This window comes from Bacillus solimangrovi (assembly GCF_001742425.1).
GTDB lineage: Bacteria > Bacillota > Bacilli > Bacillales > Bacillaceae_N > Bacillus_AV > Bacillus_AV solimangrovi.
In genome coordinates this window covers 61,459-84,244 of sequence record NZ_MJEH01000064.1, presented here as the reverse complement: position 1 = coordinate 84,244, position 22,786 = coordinate 61,459, and the positions used below count along the sequence as shown (strand labels likewise).

The 22,786-nt window shown below is 34.3% G+C and carries 21 protein-coding genes and 1 riboswitch; of the genes, 13 read left to right on the top strand and 8 right to left on the bottom strand.

The window, feature by feature from the left end:
* Positions 1-5: 5 nt before the first annotated feature.
* The 3 genes from BFG57_RS17960 (at position 6) to BFG57_RS17950 (ending at position 2,639) form a co-directional block, all read left to right on the top strand.
* On the top strand, positions 6-443 hold the full coding sequence (locus BFG57_RS17960; RefSeq protein WP_069718884.1) for a VanZ family protein: 438 nt from the start codon (positions 6-8) through the stop codon (positions 441-443).
* Positions 444-731: 288 nt separating this feature from the next.
* The gene (locus BFG57_RS17955; RefSeq protein ID WP_069718883.1) at positions 732-2,243 is read left to right on the top strand and encodes a glycine betaine uptake BCCT transporter; all 1,512 of its coding nucleotides are present in this window, start codon (positions 732-734) and stop codon (positions 2,241-2,243) included.
* Positions 2,244-2,411: 168 nt separating this feature from the next.
* A complete protein-coding gene (locus BFG57_RS17950) occupies positions 2,412-2,639 on the top strand; it encodes a hypothetical protein (RefSeq protein ID WP_069718882.1) in 228 nt (75 codons plus the stop codon).
* 194 nt (positions 2,640-2,833) lie between these two features.
* Here BFG57_RS17950 and BFG57_RS17945 read toward each other — a convergent pair whose 3' ends face one another.
* On the bottom strand, positions 2,834-3,229 hold the full coding sequence (locus BFG57_RS17945) for a hypothetical protein (RefSeq protein ID WP_069718881.1): 396 nt from the start codon (positions 3,227-3,229) through the stop codon (positions 2,834-2,836).
* A complete protein-coding gene (locus tag BFG57_RS17940; protein ID WP_069718880.1) occupies positions 3,226-3,444 on the bottom strand; it encodes a helix-turn-helix transcriptional regulator in 219 nt (72 codons plus the stop codon). The genes BFG57_RS17945 and BFG57_RS17940 overlap by 4 nt, the downstream gene beginning before the upstream one ends.
* A gap of 551 nt (positions 3,445-3,995) precedes the next feature.
* On the opposite strand from BFG57_RS17940, the gene BFG57_RS17935 reads away from it, so the two are divergent.
* Together BFG57_RS17935 and BFG57_RS17930 are read left to right on the top strand one after the other, a co-directional pair.
* A complete protein-coding gene (locus BFG57_RS17935) occupies positions 3,996-5,756 on the top strand; it encodes a methyl-accepting chemotaxis protein (RefSeq protein WP_069718879.1) in 1,761 nt (586 codons plus the stop codon).
* A 184-nt stretch (positions 5,757-5,940) separates the two neighbouring features.
* Positions 5,941-6,198 carry a hypothetical protein gene (locus BFG57_RS17930; protein ID WP_069718878.1) on the top strand — a complete coding sequence of 86 codons (258 nt, stop codon included), beginning with the start codon at positions 5,941-5,943 and terminating at the stop codon, positions 6,196-6,198.
* A gap of 135 nt (positions 6,199-6,333) precedes the next feature.
* Here BFG57_RS17930 and BFG57_RS17925 read toward each other — a convergent pair whose 3' ends face one another.
* Positions 6,334-6,783 carry a hypothetical protein gene (locus tag BFG57_RS17925; RefSeq protein ID WP_069718877.1) on the bottom strand — a complete coding sequence of 150 codons (450 nt, stop codon included), beginning with the start codon at positions 6,781-6,783 and terminating at the stop codon, positions 6,334-6,336.
* 417 nt (positions 6,784-7,200) lie between these two features.
* Here BFG57_RS17925 and BFG57_RS17920 point away from each other — a divergent pair, with 417 nt between their 5' ends.
* Together BFG57_RS17920 and BFG57_RS17915 are read left to right on the top strand one after the other, a co-directional pair.
* Entirely contained in the window at positions 7,201-7,458 is a 258-nt protein-coding gene (locus tag BFG57_RS17920; RefSeq protein WP_069718876.1) for a hypothetical protein, read from the top strand.
* Between the two features lie 76 nt (positions 7,459-7,534).
* Positions 7,535-7,807: a hypothetical protein gene (locus BFG57_RS17915; protein ID WP_069718875.1), complete on the top strand. Its 273-nt coding sequence runs from the start codon at positions 7,535-7,537 to the stop codon at positions 7,805-7,807.
* A gap of 235 nt (positions 7,808-8,042) precedes the next feature.
* On the opposite strand, the gene BFG57_RS17910 is transcribed toward BFG57_RS17915, so the two are convergent.
* Entirely contained in the window at positions 8,043-8,708 is a 666-nt protein-coding gene (locus tag BFG57_RS17910) for a CPBP family intramembrane glutamic endopeptidase (RefSeq protein ID WP_069718874.1), read from the bottom strand.
* Between the two features lie 463 nt (positions 8,709-9,171).
* On the opposite strand from BFG57_RS17910, the gene BFG57_RS17905 reads away from it, so the two are divergent.
* A complete protein-coding gene (locus BFG57_RS17905; RefSeq protein WP_175428391.1) occupies positions 9,172-10,206 on the top strand; it encodes an alpha/beta fold hydrolase in 1,035 nt (344 codons plus the stop codon).
* A 199-nt stretch (positions 10,207-10,405) separates the two neighbouring features.
* Here BFG57_RS17905 and BFG57_RS17900 read toward each other — a convergent pair whose 3' ends face one another.
* Complete coding sequence (locus tag BFG57_RS17900; protein ID WP_069718872.1) at positions 10,406-10,795, bottom strand: hypothetical protein; 390 nt, start codon at positions 10,793-10,795, stop codon at positions 10,406-10,408.
* 345 nt (positions 10,796-11,140) lie between these two features.
* Here BFG57_RS17900 and BFG57_RS17895 point away from each other — a divergent pair, with 345 nt between their 5' ends.
* The 3 genes from BFG57_RS17895 (at position 11,141) to BFG57_RS17885 (ending at position 13,412) form a co-directional block, all read left to right on the top strand.
* Positions 11,141-11,878, top strand: a complete 738-nt coding sequence (locus BFG57_RS17895) for an LEM-3-like GIY-YIG domain-containing protein (protein ID WP_069718871.1) — start codon at positions 11,141-11,143, stop codon at positions 11,876-11,878.
* A 115-nt stretch (positions 11,879-11,993) separates the two neighbouring features.
* Positions 11,994-12,428 carry a hypothetical protein gene (locus BFG57_RS17890; protein ID WP_069718870.1) on the top strand — a complete coding sequence of 145 codons (435 nt, stop codon included), beginning with the start codon at positions 11,994-11,996 and terminating at the stop codon, positions 12,426-12,428.
* 131 nt (positions 12,429-12,559) lie between these two features.
* A riboswitch (ZMP/ZTP riboswitch) is annotated at positions 12,560-12,638 on the top strand.
* Between the two features lie 51 nt (positions 12,639-12,689).
* Positions 12,690-13,412 (top strand): IMP cyclohydrolase, encoded by a 723-nt coding sequence (locus BFG57_RS17885; RefSeq protein WP_069718869.1) that lies wholly within the window; start codon positions 12,690-12,692, stop codon positions 13,410-13,412.
* A 370-nt stretch (positions 13,413-13,782) separates the two neighbouring features.
* Here BFG57_RS17885 and BFG57_RS17880 read toward each other — a convergent pair whose 3' ends face one another.
* Positions 13,783-14,073 (bottom strand): hypothetical protein, encoded by a 291-nt coding sequence (locus BFG57_RS17880; RefSeq protein WP_069718868.1) that lies wholly within the window; start codon positions 14,071-14,073, stop codon positions 13,783-13,785.
* Between the two features lie 937 nt (positions 14,074-15,010).
* Here BFG57_RS17880 and BFG57_RS17875 point away from each other — a divergent pair.
* A complete protein-coding gene (locus BFG57_RS17875; RefSeq protein ID WP_175428390.1) occupies positions 15,011-18,118 on the top strand; it encodes an RCC1 domain-containing protein in 3,108 nt (1,035 codons plus the stop codon).
* Positions 18,119-18,276: 158 nt separating this feature from the next.
* Here BFG57_RS17875 and BFG57_RS17870 read toward each other — a convergent pair whose 3' ends face one another.
* On the bottom strand, positions 18,277-20,073 hold the full coding sequence (locus BFG57_RS17870) for an SgrR family transcriptional regulator (RefSeq protein ID WP_069718866.1): 1,797 nt from the start codon (positions 20,071-20,073) through the stop codon (positions 18,277-18,279).
* Between the two features lie 155 nt (positions 20,074-20,228).
* Here BFG57_RS17870 and BFG57_RS17865 point away from each other — a divergent pair, with 155 nt between their 5' ends.
* On the top strand, positions 20,229-21,470 hold the full coding sequence (locus tag BFG57_RS17865; protein WP_069718865.1) for an MFS transporter: 1,242 nt from the start codon (positions 20,229-20,231) through the stop codon (positions 21,468-21,470).
* Between the two features lie 319 nt (positions 21,471-21,789).
* On the opposite strand, the gene BFG57_RS17860 is transcribed toward BFG57_RS17865, so the two are convergent.
* The gene (locus tag BFG57_RS17860) at positions 21,790-22,689 is read right to left on the bottom strand and encodes a right-handed parallel beta-helix repeat-containing protein (RefSeq protein ID WP_069718864.1); all 900 of its coding nucleotides are present in this window, start codon (positions 22,687-22,689) and stop codon (positions 21,790-21,792) included.
* Between the last annotated feature and the right edge of the window lie 97 nt (positions 22,690-22,786).

Here is a 22,786-nt window from a genome sequence, read left to right as displayed (position 1 = left end):
TTAATATGAAAGTCAATCGAATTACACTTTGGTTATGTTTTCTCATATATATTGCAACGCTCTTATATTTATTGTTTTTTTCTGCTTATCGAAATGCTGTGCAAGGGGAAGTTGCCTATAATCTCGTCCCATTTCGAGAAATTAATAGGTATGTGCATCATTTTGAAGGAATTACAATTCATGCGTTAACGGATAATCTAATAGGTAACATACTTGCTTTTGTGCCAATGGGTTTCTTGTTGCCATTGCTTTTTTCACGTCTTCGTTCATTTATAACGATAGTTGTCTTATCATGTTTATTTTCAGTAATAGTTGAACTTACACAATTTGTATACCGAGTTGGGGCGTTAGATGTGGATGATGTCATTCTTAATACGCTTGGTGGTGCTTGTGGGTATGTTGTCTTTCGTTTGTTCTCTTTAGGAAGGTTAAGAAGTAATTAATCTCATTTGGCTTTATTAATTATCACAAATCTGCTGAAATTAACATTTAGGTTATTGGTATTTTTTCTAATTATCTGTTAGGGTAACAAATAATGGTTAGGAGAGAGTGTAGTGAGGAATTATGGGACAAGCATACATTTCTTGAGATACCTTAAAATGCTCATTCTCCCAAGTATAGTCCCTTTCATAAAAATTGATAAATTAAGATAAACTATCACTGTTTTGGAGCATATTAACTTTTGTGAGAAAAGGACATGGAGAAAAAATGCTAATAGGAAGGAGAATGGAATGAAGAACATATCAAATGTTTTTTGGATTAACGTTTTATTAGTTGCTGCTGCTGTCATCTATGGAGTACTTGCTCCAGCATCATTTGAGACAGTTACGGCAAATATGCAAGCTTTTATAACTTCAACATTCGGTTGGTATTATTTAATATTAGTTACGTTAATACTGATTTTTTGTGTATTCTTAATTTTTAGTCCAATTGGAAGCATTCGATTAGGGAAACCGAATGAAAAACCTGAATACTCAAATGGATCATGGTTTGCGATGTTATTTAGTGCAGGAATGGGGATTGGTCTCGTATTCTGGGGGGCAGCTGAACCACTTTCACACTTTATGAGTCCACCACTAGCTGAAGCGGGAACGAATGAAGCAATTAAGGAATCGATGAGGTATACATTCTTTCATTGGGGCATTCACGCATGGGCAATCTATGCAATTGTTGCTTTAGCGTTGGCTTATTTCAAGTTCCGTAAGGGAGAGCCTGGTCTAATTTCAGCTACGTTGAAACCAATTTTCGGGGACAAGGTTAAAGGATCTTTAGGAACAGTTATTGACGTTCTTGCAGTATTCGCAACTGTAGTAGGTGTAGCGACAACCCTTGGATTTGGTGCTGCTCAAATTAATGGAGGGCTTTCATATTTATTTGGAATTCCAAATAACTTTACCGTACAATTCTTCATTATTGCGGTTGTAACCATTTTATTTATGATTTCAGCTTGGTCTGGTATAGGTAAAGGGATTAAGTACTTATCAAACGTTAATATGGTATTGGCTGTTGTGCTTTTAGTATTAATGTTTTTTATTGGGCCAACATTATTAATTTTAAATATGTTTACCGATACAATTGGTGCATATATTCAAAACATTGTTGCAATGAGCTTTAGAATTGCGCCATTAAATGAGGAACATCGCTCTTGGATTAATGGCTGGACCATTTTCTATTGGGCATGGTGGATTTCGTGGGCTCCATTCGTCGGTATCTTCATCGCACGTGTTTCGCGTGGAAGAACGATTCGTGAATTTTTAATCGGTGTATTACTATTGCCTGCATTAGTGAGTTTCATTTGGTTTGCAACATTCGGTACATCAGCAATTGAAATTCAACAAGCGGGTACTGATTTAACGGCACTTAAGACTGAAGAAGTTCTGTTTGCTGTATTTAACGGGTTTGATTGGTCGACGTTCTTATCGATAATTGCGATTGTGTTAATCGGAACATTCTTTATTACTTCAGCTGACTCAGCAACATTTGTACTAGGAATGCAAACGACATATGGTTCATTAACGCCACCAAACTATGTGAAATTGACATGGGGTCTTGCTCAATCTACTATTGCCTTAATTCTTATGTACAGTGGTGGATTGCAAGCATTGCAAAATGCACTTATCGTAGCAGCCTTGCCATTCTCCGTCATTATGGCACTCATGATGATTTCGTTGTACAAGTCCTTAACTCAGGAGAAGGAAGAGCTTGGTTTGTACATAAAACCGAACAAACAAAAATCAAGTTGAGATTGTATAAGAAAGCGTCTAGTTGATACTAGATGCTTTTCTTTGTGGGTGTAAACTAGTAAAAGATGTTAGATGTAGCTAGTTTGATGGTATATAATGGAATCAAATTAGTGGATAGTAAGTACTAAAAAATTTTATAAATCATATTGAGGAAATGGGGTTGCTTAAGTGAGGAGAATTTATCAATATCTATCAATCGAAGAGAAAGTAGAAATAGTCGAGAAATTGAAAGAAGAAGTGAAAAAACTAGAGGAAGAAATACGTATCAATCAAGATGCTTTTTCAAGTTTTATAATGGAGATTTTGTATAGTACAAAGGATAAATGGAATTTAGAAATTGATGAATTAAGTCTGGAGATTGAGTCGAAAAATATTGAGTCGAAAAATATTGAGTGAATACGAACTTAATTCGTTGAAACATGTTATAGCTAATCTACATAAAAAATTTACATTAAGTTTCATGATAATATTAGATTATCTTGTTGTTTAGTAGGATGGTAAAATACGTATAAATATAGCGCTTTTCAGTAATGCTGCTGAAAAGCGCTATTTTGTAGAATGAAAATTGTACTATATTTAAAATTGACTTCTCAGATTCGTTTTACTATTAATAGCCCTATGATTATTAATAAAAGCAACAACACTAAATATAAAATTAGCATACCTGTTTCAAATTGAATATATTGAATACCCATATAATTTAATATTATCAAAACAAGCAAACTTCCTAAGAGAAGAAAATAAAGTACAAACGTAAAATAACGTTGCAAGAGCATTACAGATCGCTCATCATATTCTGGTGCATTTCCATTTCTTTTTTCCCTCCACATAGAAAAAAGAAAGGACGTAGTTGTTGTTACTAATATTATAATTACTATTCTGTAGTTAAATTCACCTTTTATCATACCTAGGCTACCAAAACCCAATGCCACTATAGTTGCGAAAATAATTTTCCACAAAAAACCTTGTGATTTCTGATTTTTCATAGTTTATTCTCCTCTTCCTTCATAAGATAAAAAACTTTCTCAATTGGCATATCAAAATATTTAACTATTTTTAACGCCAACTCCAAACTGGGGTTATACTTATTTTTTTCAATCGCATTTATAGTTTGACGTGTAACTTGAAGATCCTCAGACATTTTAACTTGAGTTATACCCTTCTTTTGTCGTATTTCCTTAATATGATTTACTACCCTCATTAACATTTCTCCTCAAAATATAAGTAAAGATATCTTTACACATATATTATAAAAAATCCAACAAAATGTAAAGGGATCTTTACATTTTGTTGGATTTTTTGTTGGCATTATAGGAAATTATATGTAAAAATCGCTTTTGCATCGTGCATTATTTGAATCAACAGAAACATGCTACAGTTTCATGAGCGAAGTAAAGAAAAAGCTAGAAAAGAGAAACGCAAAAGTAGATAACAATGATAGCGTTCTTCTTTTCTATATTGGTGAGTGTTCATCTGTTTCAAAGGAGAATAATGGTTGCTGATATGCTAGGAACTCATGCGTAAAGGAAGTTAAGAAAAGATGTTGAAGAGTAGATAAAACTATTATAATTCGAATGATCGAGTTCATCTTCTGCTGTTTTTTGTTATTTATTTGTGTAGAAAAAACTATCTATTTGATAATCTTTTTTGATGAACAGATTGTTAGGAAATTTTTAAATATATAGGTAATATTTAATAATAGAATATGTTAAGATACAGTGACTAATAGAAAATCAAATAAGGGTGAGGTATATGTTGAAGAAAAGTTTGTTTGCCCAAATCATCACGATTACAGCGTTATTAATCTTATTTGTTTCAGCTACATTAGGTGGGACAAGTTATTGGTTTTCGCAAAATGAGTTAACGAAAAGTGGTAAGTTGGATCTTAGGCACCTAGGAGAAGGTGTCATCCCTGTATTAGAGCATTTAAATGAGCAAGTTGAAAGTGGATATATTACGTTAGAAGAAGCGCAAGAGAAAGCGCGTTTAAAATTAATTGGACCGAAAGTAGAAGGAAATGATCAGCTATTCTATGATTATAGTAAATCTCCGTATACATACAAACAGGATGGTTATATCTTCGGTTACAACAGTGTTGGTGAGGTAGCTGTCCATCCAACATTGCCAACTGGTAAAAACATGTTTGAAGCGGAAGGTGGCAAGTATAAATCATTAATAAACGAGTTATTCAATAATAGTAAGCAAGCTAATGTGGCAGATCGCTACGTTGAATTTGACTATTACAAGCCAGGTGAGACGAAGCTAAGTCCAAAAGTAGCTTATACGATATACTATGAACCGTGGGATTGGTCTTTAGTTGCGGCTGCATATGAAGATGAATTATTTGAATCGGCTGGTTTGTTAAAGCTAGTAACATTTGCAGTATCGTTGTTGACACTAGCTTTGTCAATCATCATCATGTATTTCCTATTACATAAAAAATTAAGTGCATTAAGGGAGATTACGAGAGGAACAGCGAGGGTTGCTGACGGACACCTTGATGTTGAGAAAATTACTTATGAAAGTGCTGATGAAGTAGGTCGAACTGCAAGTGCGTTTAATAAGATGACCGACCAATTAAGAAACCTTGTTCAAAATATGCAGACAGTTGGACAAAGTACATCACAAGCTTCACATGAGTTATCTGCTTTTTCAGAGGAAACGACAGCGTCGAGTGAAGAAATTGGTCGAGCAATTAATGAAATTACAAATGGGACCGTTTCACAAGCAACAGATATCGAGTCGATTAATCATCGAACTGAATCGTTAGCAGAGACTATGAAAGATCTAACGATGAAAAACACTGAGATACTGGACTTAACGGGTCAGAGTCAACAGGCAGTTGAAAATGGTCAGAAGCAAATCGTTACATTACAAGAGACAAATGCAAGTTCACAAGGTGCAATTGGTAATATCGATCAAGTTGTACAACATCTAAACGCAGGTGTTCGAAAAATTTCAAACATCGTGACAACGATTGAAGATGTAGCAAAACAAACGAATTTGCTTGCATTGAATGCGTCAATCGAGGCTGCAAGAGCGGGAGAGCATGGAAAAGGTTTTGCTGTAGTTGCAGAAGAAGTTCGTAAGCTTGCCGAAGAAACAAACAATGCAACAGGTGAAGTTCACTCGATGATAAAAGAAATTGAGGAACAAACGTTTGAGAGTGTGTCAGAAATGGCGAGAACGATTGAGATTTCACAACTATTAGATGGTGCAGTAACCGATACAGAAAATGAATTTGCAGTTATTTCGACGACGATTGAAAATATTGTGCAAGCGATCAATGAGAGCAGTGATGCTATTTTATCTGTCGGTCATTCCATTGATAGCTTGTTTGAATCAATTCAAAGTGTAAGTGCAACATCAGAACAAACATCTGCTGCATCTGAAGAAGTGATGGCATCAGTTCATGAACAAATTAATGCTGTCCGAAATACATCTTCACAAGCAGAAGCACTGCAACAACTAAGTGAAACGTTAAATGATTTAATTAAGCGATTTGATGTGTAAATTGAAATAACGATAAGCATTAGGAAAACGGAACAGGGTGTATGCTCTGTTCTGTTTTTTTGTTGAAAATTACTTGTTCTCAGAGGATAAGACCTATGCTAAACTCGAATTATAATAATTCCCAAATAAGTAATATACTACATTTAGGAATAGAACAATAATGTAATAGAAAGGAGAGAAACTGATGGGAAAAAAATTAAGTGTTGCTTCAGTTATTATATTTTTAATTAGTGTGGCAATATATGCGGCAGTATTGTTCGGTTATTTTAAAACTCTTTTTCTTACCGAATTAATTATAATTCCTATGATTGGGTTAATAATTGCAATGTTTTCCGAAAGAGGTATATACAGAAAGATTGGCATAATCGGTAATAGTTTGATTGTTTTCGTTGTCCTTATTGTGCCTATGATAATCGTTACTTTATTTTGGAATGAACCTTGATTGAATCTGTAATTTTTATAAATGAACAATATCCATTCATAAACTACTTAAATCGTTAATTAACTTTATAAATAAAAAACCTTGTTTATAGTGATATAACAAGGTTTTTAGACTATCTATTATCTTTTAAAAAATTTAATAATCCCATTTTTTAACATCATCTGATTCGGAAATTGATGAAAAAACTATTGAAACTTCTTGTTCATCTAGGGCATTATCTCTTAATAGTTGTTTGTGCCTTAAAAGTTCATACGTCTTTTGTTCATTTAATTTTAATTGAGCTGCATTTTCTTCACCTCTCCAATGAATAGTATATGAAAATGACTTTACTTCTGGAAAAAACATTTTAATATTAGTCGCATGATAAGCAATAGAGTGATATATTTTAGACTTAAATGGACGAGAACCAACTTCTGGTTCAAAATCAAATCTGAGTGATAGCTCTTCTTCATCATTTAAATATTCATGATCCATACCGATCAACTTTGGTAAGTATAATTCTGAGTATTCATTTATTGTCTGAATAATAAATGCGGTCTTTTGTTCTTTATTTATCACATTTTTTCCATTTGTTTCTAACTGCATGCAACTAGACAGCATAATCATTAATATTATTATGATACTTAATCTAACCAGTTTAAGTGCCCCCTTTAACTCGTAGTCATTTTTCTCTGTAATTAATTCATTACGGTCTAATGTGATGGCATCAGTTCATGAACAAATTAATGCTGTTCGAAATACATCTTCACAAGCAGAAGCACTGCAACAACTAAGTGAAACGTTAAATGATTTAATTAAGCGATTTTGATGTTGTAAATTGAGATAACGATAAGCATTAGGAAAGCGGAACAGGGTGTATGCTCTGTTCTGTTTTTTTGTGTTGAAAATTACTTGTTCTCAGAGGATAAGACCTATGCTAAGCTCGAACTATAATAATTCCCAAATAAGTAATATACTACATTTAGGGATAGAACAATAATGTAATAGAAAGGAGAGAAACTGATGGGAAAAAAATTAAGTGTTGCTTCAGTTATTATATTTTTAATTAGTGTGGCAATATATGCGGCAGTGTTGTTCGGTTATTTTAAAACTCTTTTTGTTACCGCATTAATTATAATTCCTATGATTGGGTTAATAATTGCAATATTTTCCGAAAGAGGTATATACAGAAAGATTGGCATAATCGGTAATAGTTTGATTGTTTTCGTTGTCCTTATTATGCCGATTATAGTCGTTACTTTCTTTTGGAATGAACCTTGATTGGATCTGTAATTTTTAACCAATTAAATTTAGCATAAGTACTTTTAAAAAAATATCTAATCGACGTGGGGGAGTTATGGAGACTTTAATAAAAATGTATGGTTTTCTTATTTTTACCTCAGCTCTTAGTTTAATCGGATTTTTTAAGCTTAAGTCTAGTGTAGATAATGGAACTGACGATGCTAACCAGTACCTGAGATCAATGGGTGGAAGTATGGACTCAGAAAGCTATCGGCTTATTGAGGAAAGCTACATTCTTTCAAACATTACAATGGGAGGAATTATTTTATTTGTAGGACTTAATTTCTTGTGTTTTGGTATTTATAAGTTTTTTAAACAATTCGACTGAGTTTGATGACAGTATAAATCACATAATCATTAAGTCTTTAAGAGTTATTTAATAATTGGATACTATACGTTACATATCGATCTTCAGCAATACTACAAATAATTTATTAGGATAATCTATAAACTGGCGCTAACCCGAAACAAGGATTAGTGCTTATTTTCGTTCCGTACCAGATTGTGGATTAAGGTGATGCAATAGTTATTAGGAAATTAAGAGTATCAAACAAGCTAGATGGTTATGAATAAATACTGATAATAAGTATAACTGCCAGTATATTCCATAATCCATGTGCGACAATAGAAGCTGTCAATCTGTTTGTGTATAAATAAAGAATTGTGTAGGCTGTAGTTGGAACGAGTATGTCAATCCATTGGACTAAATCTTGAGGAAGGTGTGCCGCAGCAAAGAACAAGATAGACAACAAAGATGCTATATAGATAGAGATTTTAGATCCTTTAAAGATACTGGCTAATCCTCCGATAAAGAAGCCTCTATATAATATTTCTTCAGTCAACGCCCCACCAATTACTCCCAAGGGAATATACCAGAAGGTATTAGTCCATTCGTACTCAAGCATTATTAGAACATCAGAAATATCTGCTCGATCTGCTCCACCTGTGTTGGGGATGAGCCAAAGAAATTGCACAAGGGTAAAAAAAATAGCAAAAGCAGAACCAAGTAATGCATCTTGTCTCAACTCATTTGAAGTAAATCCTATTTTTAGAAAATCTAATTTTAAATACTTTAATCCTAAATAAACTAACGGTATTACAAAAATGGCAAGAAGAAGTCCGATGATTGTGAGATTTATTCCTTGGAATCCTCCGAAAAATCCCATTTGAAAAGGAAGCTGGATAACAACGTAAAGAAGAAACCCAACAATAATGATTAAAAACCACATAGACAAAGACTTAATTTTATTGATTTATTACACCTCCAGTATTTATTAATTACAAAGTGTATTATTGTTATAGTGTTCTATTTATATAATACAATTTATTGGTTATATTTTCAATATTGTATTTATTAAAAATATTAAACATAGTTACACTCAGAATATAAATATTACTAAGTGTAAATTATGTTATCCACCAAATGATGAAGTAAATAATTTCGAGATTACCAGTACGTTTTATCATTTATCAGAAGTCCAAAAATGTATTGGAACTATTGAAGAGTTAGTTGAAACAGTCACAACAAGCGAATTCTAATTTTGTTAACGGGCGTGTTAGTTTAATAAGACAATAATACCTTATAGGACTTTCAAATAATTGAAGGTCCTATTATTTCTATAAATATCTGTTGGTATAAGGGATAATCATAGGCTATAAAAATATAAATTAATCAAGGGAGGTGAGATGAATTTGGAGATTAAATATAGGAATGTTAATAAAACATTTAAAAGGTTGAAAGTACTGGGATTAGCCTTGATTGCTATTGTTTTTCTTACGTTAGCAGCAGGTTTTGTATATGAATATACGAGTTACAAGAATGTTACAAGCAACTTTCCTCCAGATGGAGAAATGATTGATGTCGGAAACAGAGAGTTACATGTGAATATTAAAGGAGAAAAAACAAATCTTCCACCTGTTGTTATTGAAACAGGATTTGGTTCATGGTCATATGATTGGTCAAACATCCAGAAAGAGCTTTCAAAGCATACCGAAGTAATTACGTATGACCGAGCAGGGTATGGATGGAGTGATCCACATCCAAATGGTTATCGTATCGATACGACGATTGATGATTTAAGTAAGGTTGTAGATTATTCTAATGTTGATACCCCTGTAATATTAGTGGGTCATTCACTTGGAGGCATTTATTCTCGTCTCTTTGCAGATAAGTATCCTGAAAAGGTTTCAGGTTTAATTCTTGTTGATGCACGAAATGAATTTTTGACAGAAAAAGAGACGACATTTAATGATTTTTATTATGAGGGACAAGACTTAACTGTCATTCGTATTTTATCTCAATTTGGATTTGCTCGACTATTTGGGGAGGGAATGATTTCTGATATAATCCCTGATTACCTTTCCTTAGAAAAGTATGTCAATGTTCAATATGACACACCTTTTTTAAGAACATTAAATCAAGAATCTAAACAAGAAAGAACTTTAGATAAATTAGTGGCAGACACTCAACACTTAGATGATAAGCCTTTAACAATTATTACACCGAGTGATATAGATAAAGAAATTCAATCATATGCAATTGAATTAGGGTATTCAGAACAAGAGGCAAGTGATATTGATCAGAACTGGAAAGATTCGCAAAAGAAACTAACTAATATATCCAATAATAGTGAACTTATCTTAGTCCCAAATAGCGGTCACAATATGATGTTTGACCAACCTAATGTAATCATTGAAGCTATTTTGAAAATGGCTGATGACTTATAAACTGTACTAAGAAGTGGTATACATAGATATATGTGCGTAACTCCATTACAGTGTTCTTTAATGGGTTAATAAAAACAGCCGTTTCTTGTGGGAATGGCTGTTTTCATTATTCAATATAAGTATCCGATGGCAGAAAAATTCATTTATTTTTTCTGCGTTTATCACAAAGCTTGGAAAAGGCTTATTATCAATAGATACATTAACCTTCCATAGTCCTTCTTTGTCTACAAAGAATTTTGCTCCGCTTTTGGAATGTTGAATGTCCCATTCGTAAAGCTGAACAGTTTCTTTTGTGTCTTTGTGAGTTGCGATCATTTTGTATTTTTTTTCCATTAATCTCTTTTGAACCATCTAAAAAATAGACAGCATATAGTCTGCCCTCACCAACTGGAAACTCTGGTTCATCAGCTTTTCCATTAACTTTAATTATTCCAAATTTCCCTTTCGTTCCATACAGCGTCATATTATCTTTAGTGAAAGTTTCAGATGATTTCCAGGCTGTTTTTTTGTCATCTTCACTATATCCAAATAGAAGAACACCAATTAGAATGAATAAGATACTTAGTGACCATAAGTTAATCTTTAACATTAAGTACCTCCTGATTATTAAATGACCAATTTTGCTATGTCGTTTGAATATACTTTTGTAAATAAAATTCCATTAAAAAGTAATTTTAACCTTATCTTTTTAAAAGCAACAATTATTACGAAAAGAGCCTTTTGTACACTCTAAGGTCACTTAGAAAATGTGTTTGGACTATGAAGATAACCTTTTCAATGAAAATATGTAATTTCTACCATTGAATTAAGTGTTCTATAAAATCCAGTGTTTATATAATAAACTGATAAGTATTAATATATTTTGAAAGTATTTTCATATTAATTTCAAAGTAATTTAAGGTTAAATAATAAACAGATGATAAGAGGGATTGTAATGGAAAAGAAATTTTCAAAAGAAGTTATCAATAAATTAAAGTACTATGTGTATATTTACTCGGATCCTTCCACTAATGAAATTTTTTATATAGGTAAAGGAATAGGAAATAGATTATTCTCTCATTTGACGGACCCTAATGATACAGAAAAAACAAGACTTATTAAACGTATTCAGAAAAGGGGAGAAGAACCGAAAATAGAAATATTAATCCATGGAATAGAAGATGAACATACTGCATTAAAAGTTGAAGCTGCTATTATTGATGTTATTGGTAAAGATAAATTAACAAACAAAGTTCGTGGTTGGCAAAGTGGGACTTTTGGAAGAGTAGAAGTTAATCAATTGATATCGCATTATGAAAGAGAACAAGCTACTATTATCGAGCCTTCAATTTTAATACGTATAAATCGAATGTTTAGGTATGATATGACAGATATAGAGCTGTATGATTCTACAAGGGGGATATGGAGAATAGGAGATGATAGAGAAAAAGTAGAATATGCTTTCTCTGTTTTTGATGGAATTGTGCATGAAGTGTATAAAGTGATAGCGTGGTTTCCCGCAGGTAGTACATTCAATACAAGAGGAACCCTTGAAAATGAGAAGAGGTGGGAATTTGTTGGGCAAAAAGCTGAAGAATCCATTAGATCTAAATACATTGGAAAGTCTGTAGAACATTACCTTTCTCGGAACCATCAAAGTCCAATTATTTACGTAAATATTAAAGAGAAATAATAAATTTGGTTAATGAAATAATTATAAAAGGGGTTTATTTCCAATTTTTTTAAATGTATGATACGATTTAGTTATCTAAATTTATGAGATTAATGAAAAGATTGGAGAGAGGGAAGTGACAGAAAATAAAAAAATGATCATATGGATACTAATTCCGCTATTCTATGGAATTACATCAAACACTTTTATGCTGATGGTATCTCCAATTTTGAGCCAAATTGTCTTTGCAATCTTTTGGTTCTGGGTCGGAATTAAGTTTTCTAGTTTAAGAGGAAGCAATTTTAAGTATTTCATGTTTGGAAATAGTATTTGGTTACTTTCATTCTTACTCTATTTATGGCAATTTGTACTTATGAATGATGAGAGTAGGAATATGTTTATAGCGATTATTAGTCAATATTATATGCTTTCATTTATATGGTCGGGTGTTAAATTATCATCGTTATTCTCAGATGTATATTATGGAACAACTATAACAATCATCGCTTACCTTTCCATGTTGTTCGTATTTATTGTTGGTTATACTGTCGGCAAGTTAAAAGCGAATTAAATAATCATGTAAAGGTAAAAGAGCAGAAAAACAATCAATCATATCGCTTCTTTTTAAAAATTACATATTTTCGTAAATATGACTTGTTTTATCTAAATTATTTGATAAAATAAATAAAACATAAATGCAATTATTGTATGTGTGACTGGCGAAATGTGGAATACCACAGGGGAGCACATACTTATATAGCCGTTCGCCTGGGCAAAGTATTTGATAGTAACTATCAAATACTTTTTTTATTGCAAAAAGGGGGATTATTGTATGTTAGATAGCTTATGTAATGCTAATGTTAATCAATTGAAGAAGAATTCCTATCCTGGTAGAGGCATAATTGTAGGTTTAAGCCCAAATTCCAAAAAATATTATCAAGTGTATTGGATAATGGGCAGAAGTAGCAATAGTAGGAATAGAATTTTCGTCAATGAAGGTGGGTTTGTTAGAACTGAGGCACATGATAAGAATCAGCTCGAAGACCCAACATTGATTATTTATTATCCTATCAAGTTTTATAATGATATTCATATTGTCTCAAACGGGGACCAGACGGATACGATTTATGATTCATTAATAAATGATGAATCATTTGAATGTGCCCTAAATAAGAGAGAATTCGAACCGGATTTTCCGAATCTTACTCCACGAATATCTGGAATGATTGATTTGAATAATGAGAAAATGGCTTATCAATTATCCATTTTAAAATCGGTTCAAAATGACCCTAATTATTGTATTAGAAATTATTATAATTATGAAAGAGCAGTTCCTGGGGTGGGACATTGTTTGCATACTTATTCTGAGAACGGCAATCCATTACCTTCTTTTGTAGGTGAACCATTTGAAGTAAAGTTATACGATGATATTAAGGATGTAGGAGAGTTTTACTGGAGTGCATTAAATGAAGAAAACAAAATCTCTCTGTTAGTAAAATCAATTGATATTGAAATGAAATCCACTGAATTATTTATTATTAATAGAAATCGATAAAACTCTAGTAGATTATATATTTAATATCTAAGAAGAGCTGAGAGCATGAAGTTACTTTGATTTTCGTGATCTACAGGAATTAACCATCTTCAATTGAAATTTGGCTTTGTTAGAAGATCTCAATACGAGTTATATCCAATTTAGCTGTTTAACTATTGGGTGCTTTAGATAAAAAAGGGAACGTATCAAGACGATATTTTCCTTCCAAAATTGTTTATCAATTAATACTATATTTCATCATTTCGTATCTTATTATTCCTATATGGGTTATATTTAACTTTTTTCACCACAAAAGGTGAATGCGACTTCTAGTATAGATTACGTGCAAGATTGCAATAATGTTTTTTTAAATACTGCAAGAAGTTTTATGTCATAAAAAAGACCCTAAAATTGTCCAAAAAGGCAAATAACTTAAGAGAGGAGCAAATAGATAAAAGATCGTATCTATAGTAATTTTATACTTTTTCTTAATTAAGAAAAATAGCATCAATGTGAAAAAAACAGGAAAAAAAGCAACCGTAGTATAAAAAACACTAGTCGCTAAAGCTTCAGAACTATCAGTTAAAAACATGAAAATAAATAAATATATCCATTCAAAGGCCATGTATATAAAAATACTTTTCCAAAACCACTTAGGTTGTGATTCTTTTACGTTAGACATAAAAATTCCTCCTATTCTATTAATCGTATCTAATCTGATTATATGGTAAATGGTTACAATTATCTATTTTGTTAATTTCCCTCTATAGAAACAAGATTGACAGATTAATAAAACTATTCTTTCTAAAAGGTGTAGGAGAATTTGCTTGAGTAGAAGAGAGTGATGATTAAGTTAGGAGTTCAGAAAGACATTTATCACGTTTCAACTGACGCTAAGACTCCCACTTCAAAACTTTGGAGAATCAACGAAGTTTAAGTGGGAAAACAAGCGTCAGTAATTACCTAATTGGTTCAACTAACCATCAGTGAAGCTTTTTTACTTGCCCTCCATTCTAATCCTTCATTTATTTCTCGTCTTACGATCAATCTCGTAATCCAACTGTCCTGCTACATTAAAATGAATAGTCACCGAGGGAAGTTCATGTTGCAAATTGAATTGATTTGATGACATACAGAAACACACCTTCCGATTAGATTTGTGTCATTCATAGGTATTCCTTGAAGAGAGATAGAATAGCACTTTATTAAATTTTGAAAAAGTCAATTAATTTTAAAAATATTTGCGCTTTAATAAATATTTCGCAAGGTAGACCATGATATAATTTGAAATTATGTTTATATTTAACTATTTATTTAAGGGAGTGATAAAACATAATTTGCTAGTTGAAGATCAAGCTTACTTCAAAGTTTAACGAATAAGTGAACATTGCAAAACTCAACCTGCATTGTACCAAACAAACGAGTAACGTTTAAGTGCTACTCCATCTTTAAAAATAATTCGATTTTAAAGTGCTTTATATATAGACGATGGTGAATGACGACATTACCTCTGATTAGCGTTCATAGCTGCTTTTATTTCTGAAAAAGTTTGAATTAAACCAGCTGATAGGGAAGTTAATTTAATGAAAGAAATGAATCAACATGTGGGGGAGTATACGGTGAAAAAGCGATTATCGTTTATGTTGAAAATTATCTTATTTTTATTACTGATTATGCAAAGTGCGCTACCTTTGTTTGCCTACGCCACTGTGTTGAAAACCGAAACAGCATTACCTGTTATTGAGAAAATATCATTAGGAAATTTCCACTCAGTGGCGTTAGCGAGTGATGGGACGGTGTATACGTGGGGAAGTAACGAGTATGGTCAACTTGGAGACGGTAATATTGGATGGGGAATGGAACAAGTTAGTCCGATAGCGATCTCGATGCCTGGAGGAGTCACGATCGAACAAGTATCGGCAGGAGGCTTTCACACAATAGCGCTAGCAAGTGATGGAACGGTGTATACGTGGGGATATAATGAGTATGGTCAGCTGGGAGACGGGAATAGTGGAGAGGGAACGAATCAATCTAGTCCGACAGCGATCCAGATGCCCAGAGGAGTTAAGTTCGAACAAGTATCGGCAGGGTTTGACCACACAGTGGCGTTAGCAAGTGATGGAAGGGTGTATACGTGGGGAGGAAACGCTTTTGGCCAGTTGGGAGACGGTAATATTGGATGGGGAGTTGATCAATCTAGTCCGACAGCGATCACGATCCCCGGAGGAGCCAAGATCGAACAAGTATCGGCAGGAGGCGATCACACAATAGCGTTAGCAAGTGATGGAACAATATATACGTGGGGGAGAAATAACGATGGTCAGCTAGGAGACGGTAATAGCGGATGGGGAGTTGATCAATCTAGTCCGACAGTGATCCCTATCCCTGGAGGAGCCAAGATCGAACAAATATCGGCAGGATTTGCCCACACCATAGCGTTAGCAAGTGATGGAACGGTATATACGTGGGGGAGAAATAACGATGGTCAGCTAGGAGGCGATAATAGCGGATGGGGAGTTGATCAATCTAGTCCGACAGTGATCCTTATCTCTGGAGGAGCCAAGATCGAACAAGTATCTGCAGGAGGTGCACACACAGTAGCACTAGCAAGTGATGAAACGGTGTATACATGGGGAAGTAATGAGTATGGTCAGTTGGGATACGAAGCTGTGGCTAATCAAGTTAGTCCAACAGCGATCCCGCTCCCCGGAGGAGCTACGATCGAACAAGTATCTGTAGGAGGCGATCACACTATAACGCTAGCAAGTGATGGAACAGTGTATACGTGGGGAAAAAACAGTTTTGGTCAGCTAGGAGATGGGAGTAAGACTGATCAAGCTAGTCCACAAAAAGTTTTATTCTCGGAATATGCGAGTAAACTAGAAACAAAGATAAGTACCTCACAAGCCTTACATGATGATTCAAAAGAAGGAAATTATCGTATAGGATCAAAAGCAACATTCCAAACCGCGATCGATACAGCGCGATCAGTGTTGGATGATGCATCGAATCGAACGCAAGCAGACTTGAGTGCAGCCGTATCAACTTTAGAAACCGTAATATCAATCTTTGAATCAGAAAAGATAGGAGCTGGAGATAAGAATGCACTAGAAACAAAGATAATTGCCGCACAATCTTTACATGATGATTCGAAAGAAGGAAAGTCTGTTGGAGAATATGGTATAGGGTCAAAAGCAACATTCCAAACCGCGATTGATACAGCACAAGCAGTGTTTGATGATGCATCGAATCGAACAATAGCAGGAGTGGATGCAGCCATACTAACTTTAGAAACCGCGATTTCAACCTTTGAATCAGAAATTATAAGAGTAGATAAGAGTGCGCTAGAAACAAAGATAAGTACCGCACAAGTTTTACATGATGATTCGAAAGAAGGAAAGTCTGTTGGAGAATATCGTATAGGGTCAAGAGTAATACTCCAAACCGAGATCGATACAGCGCAATCGGTATTGGATGATGCATCGAATCGAACACAAGAAGAAGTGGATACAGCCGTATCAACTTTAGAAATAGCGATATCAATCTTTGAATCAGAAAAGATAGGATCTAGAAAGAAGTTACCTGATATTGAAAAAATTTCACTTGGATTTGCCCACACAGTGGCGCTAGCAAGTGATGGAACGGTGTATACGTGGGGATTAAACAATTCTGGTCAGCTGGGAGACGGTAGTTTGACTAATCAATCTAGTCCGAAAGCGATCCAGATGCCCAAAGGAGCCAAGATCGAGCAAGTATCGGCTGGAAGTGATCACACAGTAGCGCTAGCAAGTGATGGGACGGTGTATACGTGGGGAGAAAACACTTTTGGCCAGTTGGGAAATGGGGATAGTGGATCTGGAGTTGAACAAGTTAGTCCAATAGCTATTTCGATCCCCGGGGCAGCCAGTATCGAACAAGTAGCAGCAGGAGGAGATCATACAATAGCGCTAGCAAGTGATGGAACGTTGTATACGTGGGGATGTAACTTTGATGGTCAACTGGGAGACGGGGATAGTGGAGAGGGAACTAATCAAGCTAGCCCAATAGCGATTCAGATACCCAAAGGAGCCAAGATCAAACAAGTATCGGCTGGAAGTGATCATACAATAGCGCTAGCAAGTGATGGGACGTTGTATACGTGGGGAGATAACGAGTTTGGCCAGTTGGGAGACGGGAATAATGGATTGAAAGCTATTCAACCTAGTCCGACAGCGATCTCCATCCCTGAAGGAGCTAGTATCAAACAAATAAAGTCAGGGGGAGATCACACAATAGCGTTAACAAGTGATGGAACGTTGTATACGTGGGGAAGAAATGAGTACGGTCAGCTTGGAAACGGGAGAAGTGGTTGGGGATTTTTTGAATCTAGTCCGACAGCGATCCAGATGCCCAGAGGAGCCAAGATCGAACAAATAACTGTAGGGGAAGAACACACAATAGCGTTAGCAAGTGATGGAACAGTGTACACGTGGGGGTTAAACGATTTTGGCCAGCTAGGAAACGGGAATAGCGGAGATTTCATTCGTCAAGCGAATCCAACAGCGATTCATATGCCGATCCTCAAAGGAGTTAGTATTGAACAAGTATCAGTAGGAGGAATTCACACAGCGGCACTAGCAAGTGATGGAACGTTGTATACGTGGGGAAGTAACGATTATGGCCAGTTGGGAAACGGGATTATGGTACCTAGTCAAGCTACTCCACAAAAAGTTTTATTCTCTAATTAGTCGAGAGTGCTAGAAACAGAGATAATGACCGCACAAAACCTCATATGTTTTGTTTTATCATCAACAATGAAAACACCTAAAAGGTCAATCGAAAATGTGATTGACCTTTTAGGTATGATTCGCATAATAGAGATACTTCTCATTTGTTGTTAGCCGAGTCACTTTTCCAACCACAAGTCTCTATATTCTATCCAGCCCAGTGCATTTAAGGAAACGCCTTTTAAGCTGTTATGATGTACGGCATTTTGCCTGTTGTGGTATAAGAATATAACGCTATTCCTGTCCCTGATTATGTTTTCAATATCATTTAATAGTTGAAGGCGTTGTATTTTATTTGATGTTCTTAATGCTTTTGCAATTTGGTCTTCTATTTCTTCGCGATGTTTTTCTCCAATTAGAGAGCCGATAAATGAACCGTTCTCTCTGTATAATCCGATTAGCTCAATTTCAATATTTGTATCAAATACTTCACCAGCTGCAATCAGATCAGCTTGCATCATGACATCCTTTTTTCTTAATTCCTCGATTGGAAATACCGAGATTTCGATGTGTACACCAAGCTTTTCAGCGGCTCTTTTTATCCACTGCGCATTTTCGATATTTGATTGCATTTCATAAATATATAAATGAATCGTTTCTCCAGAGTAACCGCTTCGAGCTAGTTCTTCTTTAGCTTTATTTAGATCGTAGTCGTTCATGTATGTTTCGATTTTGTTGCTAGGCAGGAAGCCACTTGCAGGTTTATGTCTAAATCCACGTAGCTCTTCTATTATTAAGGATCGATTTATCGCATGATGAAATGCTTTGCGAAAATTTGCATTTTGATATGGTGCTTGTTTATGTAAATTGAACACCAAATAGAAAATCTCATTTTCAAACCGATTTAACTCAACAAATTCTTTACCATCTTGCAACGAATTTTTAGGTGCAACTAAGTATTTGAAGTTAAGTGTTTTTAGTCTATGTTCATCTGTTTCGTCAGGCCATATCCATATTTCAATTTGGTCTAGATGAGCTCTTTCTTTGAAATAGTGTTCATTTACTCGTAACAATAGCTTAGATTTGTCGTTTTGTTTAATCGAAAATGGCCCCGTTCCAATCGGCAATGTTGCAAAATCTTCATGTTCATGTAAATCGTTAGGCACAATCGACAATTTGGAGGAAATTAGAACATTTACAAATAGAGAGTTAGGCTCGATAAGTTCAATCTGAATCGCATGATCATGTATACAAGTAATGTTTTTTATACCATTAACCATCCATTGATGCGGTGATTTCGTATCAGGATTTTGTACTCTTCGCAACGTGTAATCCACATCTAGTGATGTCATCGTTTTTCCATGATGAAAACGTATACCCTTGCGTAAATAAAATGTCCACACTTTGTTTGTTTCATCACTTGTCCAATGATGGGCAAGGTGAGGTTCGATCGTTTCTGTATTCGGATTATAGATAACCAATGTGTCAAACAGTTGTTTAACGATATGAACCTCAGTTCGACGCATTGCAAACGCTGGGTCTAGAAACGGTATTGGTCGATAAAATGGGAACCGAAGAATGTCCAATGGCTGTTGTGAAGTTTCTTTTTGATGATAGCCTAGTTGTTGTTCCATCCATTCGGAGAACATTACCCCGCCTTCATTGCTAACATCATATGTATTCAATAAAGAATGTGCGTTATGTAAGTCACCTGATAACACCTTACTTTTAGCAAGCTCAACTAATAAAATGTCTTTCTCTTTTAAAAACATAATTTTAGAAGATATGCCTCTACCTCTGCCAGAAGACCACTTGATCCATTCACGATCTTCCATTTTTTTTATTAAAAGATTTGCATTTCTTTTTGTGCTATATAAAATTTCACTAATTTTCGTTAATTTCACTTCAATCCATTCTCCGTTTTGCTCGTCTGAAAAATGGGTTCGTAATTGCAAGTAATGCTCCTCGACTAACATTATTCACACATCCCAATATGTTTTATTGAAAAATTGATTTTTAATCCTATTAAAAACCTATCAAAAAAAAAGGTGAAAAAACAATATAATTCTTTCAGCTTTCTTTCACCTTAATTCAGTTTAAACTAATAATCAACAACAGAAAGGAGAATGTTATGAGTCTACCTAAACTAAACGAAAACGTATCTATACAACATAAGACCCAACAACAATCACTATGGACGAATAAAAATTTCGTTATTCTTTTCATCACTGGATCAATTATTGCTTTTGGAAGTAAAGTGTATGAATTAGCGCTGCCATTGATTTTATATCATTTAACAGAATCTTCTGTAACGATGTCCACAATGAGGGCTATCGAATTTCTACCTAATTTATTATTAGCGATGTTTATCGGTGTTATCGTCGATCGTGTTAATAAAAAGAGGTGGTCTTTATGGGCTATCTTATTACAAGTTGTTGTGCTTTTTCTGTTATTCATGTTCATTCAAACTGGTTTTGAAAACTTAATCGTTTTCTACATTGCTGGATTCATGTTGATGACTTGTAGTTATGCTTATTTTAATGCAAGGGCAAGTATCGTTAAGCAAGTATTACCGACAGAGCTGTTAACACCTGCTAACGCAGCATTCGCATTTATTACAACATTCATTGGGATAATGGGACCAGCGATAACGGGACTTATTTTATTTTTTTCTGATTTGCATATCGGTTTACTCATTACAGCAATTGCGTTTACAGTTGCATTCTTTTTACTTATGTTATTGGATTCGAACGAAGTTGAAAAAGAGAGGAACACCAATTTTGGTGAGGAATTAAAAGAAGGATGGAAAGAGCTTCGAAATAACAGGCCACTCTGGTTGATTACCATTCTTGTTATTTTTATTAACTCTACAACAGGAATGGTAGATACAATGATTATCTTTTTTGCGAAGGATGAATTACAGCTAAATAGTTCACAATTGGGAATTATCTTATCATGTGCTGGTCTTGGAGGGCTGGTAGGAAGTAGTGTTGTTACATGGATTCGCAGTAAGATAGCGGTCGGTGTGATTCTCGGAGTGACGACATTGTTATCAGGTTTGACATACTTCATTTTGTTTATCGCAAATAACGTTTGGATATTTGGATTCAGTTTATTTTTATACGGACTATTTGGAACGATCTCATCCATTTGCATTTGGTCATATCGTCAAGAAACAACGCCACATCAGTTAATCGGCAGAATTAGCGGGATTACAGGATCGATGTTTAAGATTGGTATGCCGATTGCAATCATTGCATCAGGTTGGATTGCCGAGTGGTATAATCCTTCAGCAGTATTTTTACTCGCTTGTATTTTTAATCTATTAATCTTTCTATGGGTTCGTAAATCACCTTTATGGAAAGTGGTATAACCGTATCCTAAAGACATTCGTTACTGACAAGGGAGAATGTCAGTGGGTGGTACGAGGATAAAGCAATTAACGTTAGTGAATTTATCGAGGCCTAAATTGTAATAGTTGCGGTACATATTAAACACGTATTCTATGTATCGCTCCCTTTTAGCTGAAGAATTTAATTCGAGATAACTCCAATTATGTTCTAATGTATTAGTCATGTTAGTTGAAAAATGAAGATAAATCAATTTACTGAACAGTTTCAACGTACTGTGACAGAAACCCTTCAACAGAATATTATGTAATCATACTCCCTTATGTAGGGGAGCATTGTTGTTCATGTACACAACCCATCAGGAAAACTGTTTTCACATTTGTTTCCGTCATAGATGTTTGTTCCAATTCCACCTTCTGCTAAAATATCAACTCCAATATTATTTTTTGCTTTATTGAATCGAATAACATTTTCCATTGCTCCATTATCAACTAGAATACCAGCTGTCGTATCATCAGTTCCGTTGTTGCGGACGATGTTGGAGTCAATGACGTTTTGATTCTCATTTGACCTTATAAAAATACCATTTGCTTCATTGTTACAAACTAAATTTGATATAATATTATTGTTAATTTCATCTACTTCTATACCGTTTCCTATGTTTTTAAGTGATTTGTTACCGAATATTTTTGACATAGGACAATCGATATTAATCCCTTCATCAAAATTTTCATTAGCAACATTATTAATAATTGTGTTACTTGGTTCACCAATGAAAAAACCTTCTCCTTCATTTTGAAAGCTGCTACATTCAATTACACAATTATTAGAAGATGTAATATTAAATCCATCGAATTGATTGAAAGAGGAAATGCAGTTTGTGAATAAATTAAAATTTTGATCAAGATCTATACCTTGCTGCTTATTAAATTTAGTTTCAATATTAACCAATACATTACTTCCTGATAAAATTTCAACGCCATTATCTTCAAATCCCTGAACTGTAAACCCCTGTAAAATTGTTTGATTCGCATTCAAATCAATCCCATTATCACTAACAGGTGATGGGTTACCCGCAATTACCGTTTTCCCAATCCCACACCCAACTATTTTCAAACGTTCCTTCGTCACATTGAACCCATCAAATGTTCCAGCGAGTATTTGAATACTATCACCAGCAACGGCAGCATCGATTGCTGCTTGTATCGTTGCGAACTCAGTTGGCACAACATGTATCGTCATCTTTACCAACCTCTCCTTAAATTTAGATTTACTAAATTATATGAGTGAAGGAATTTCTTTGCTTGTACTTTGGTTTAAAATAAATGTTTGACTATAG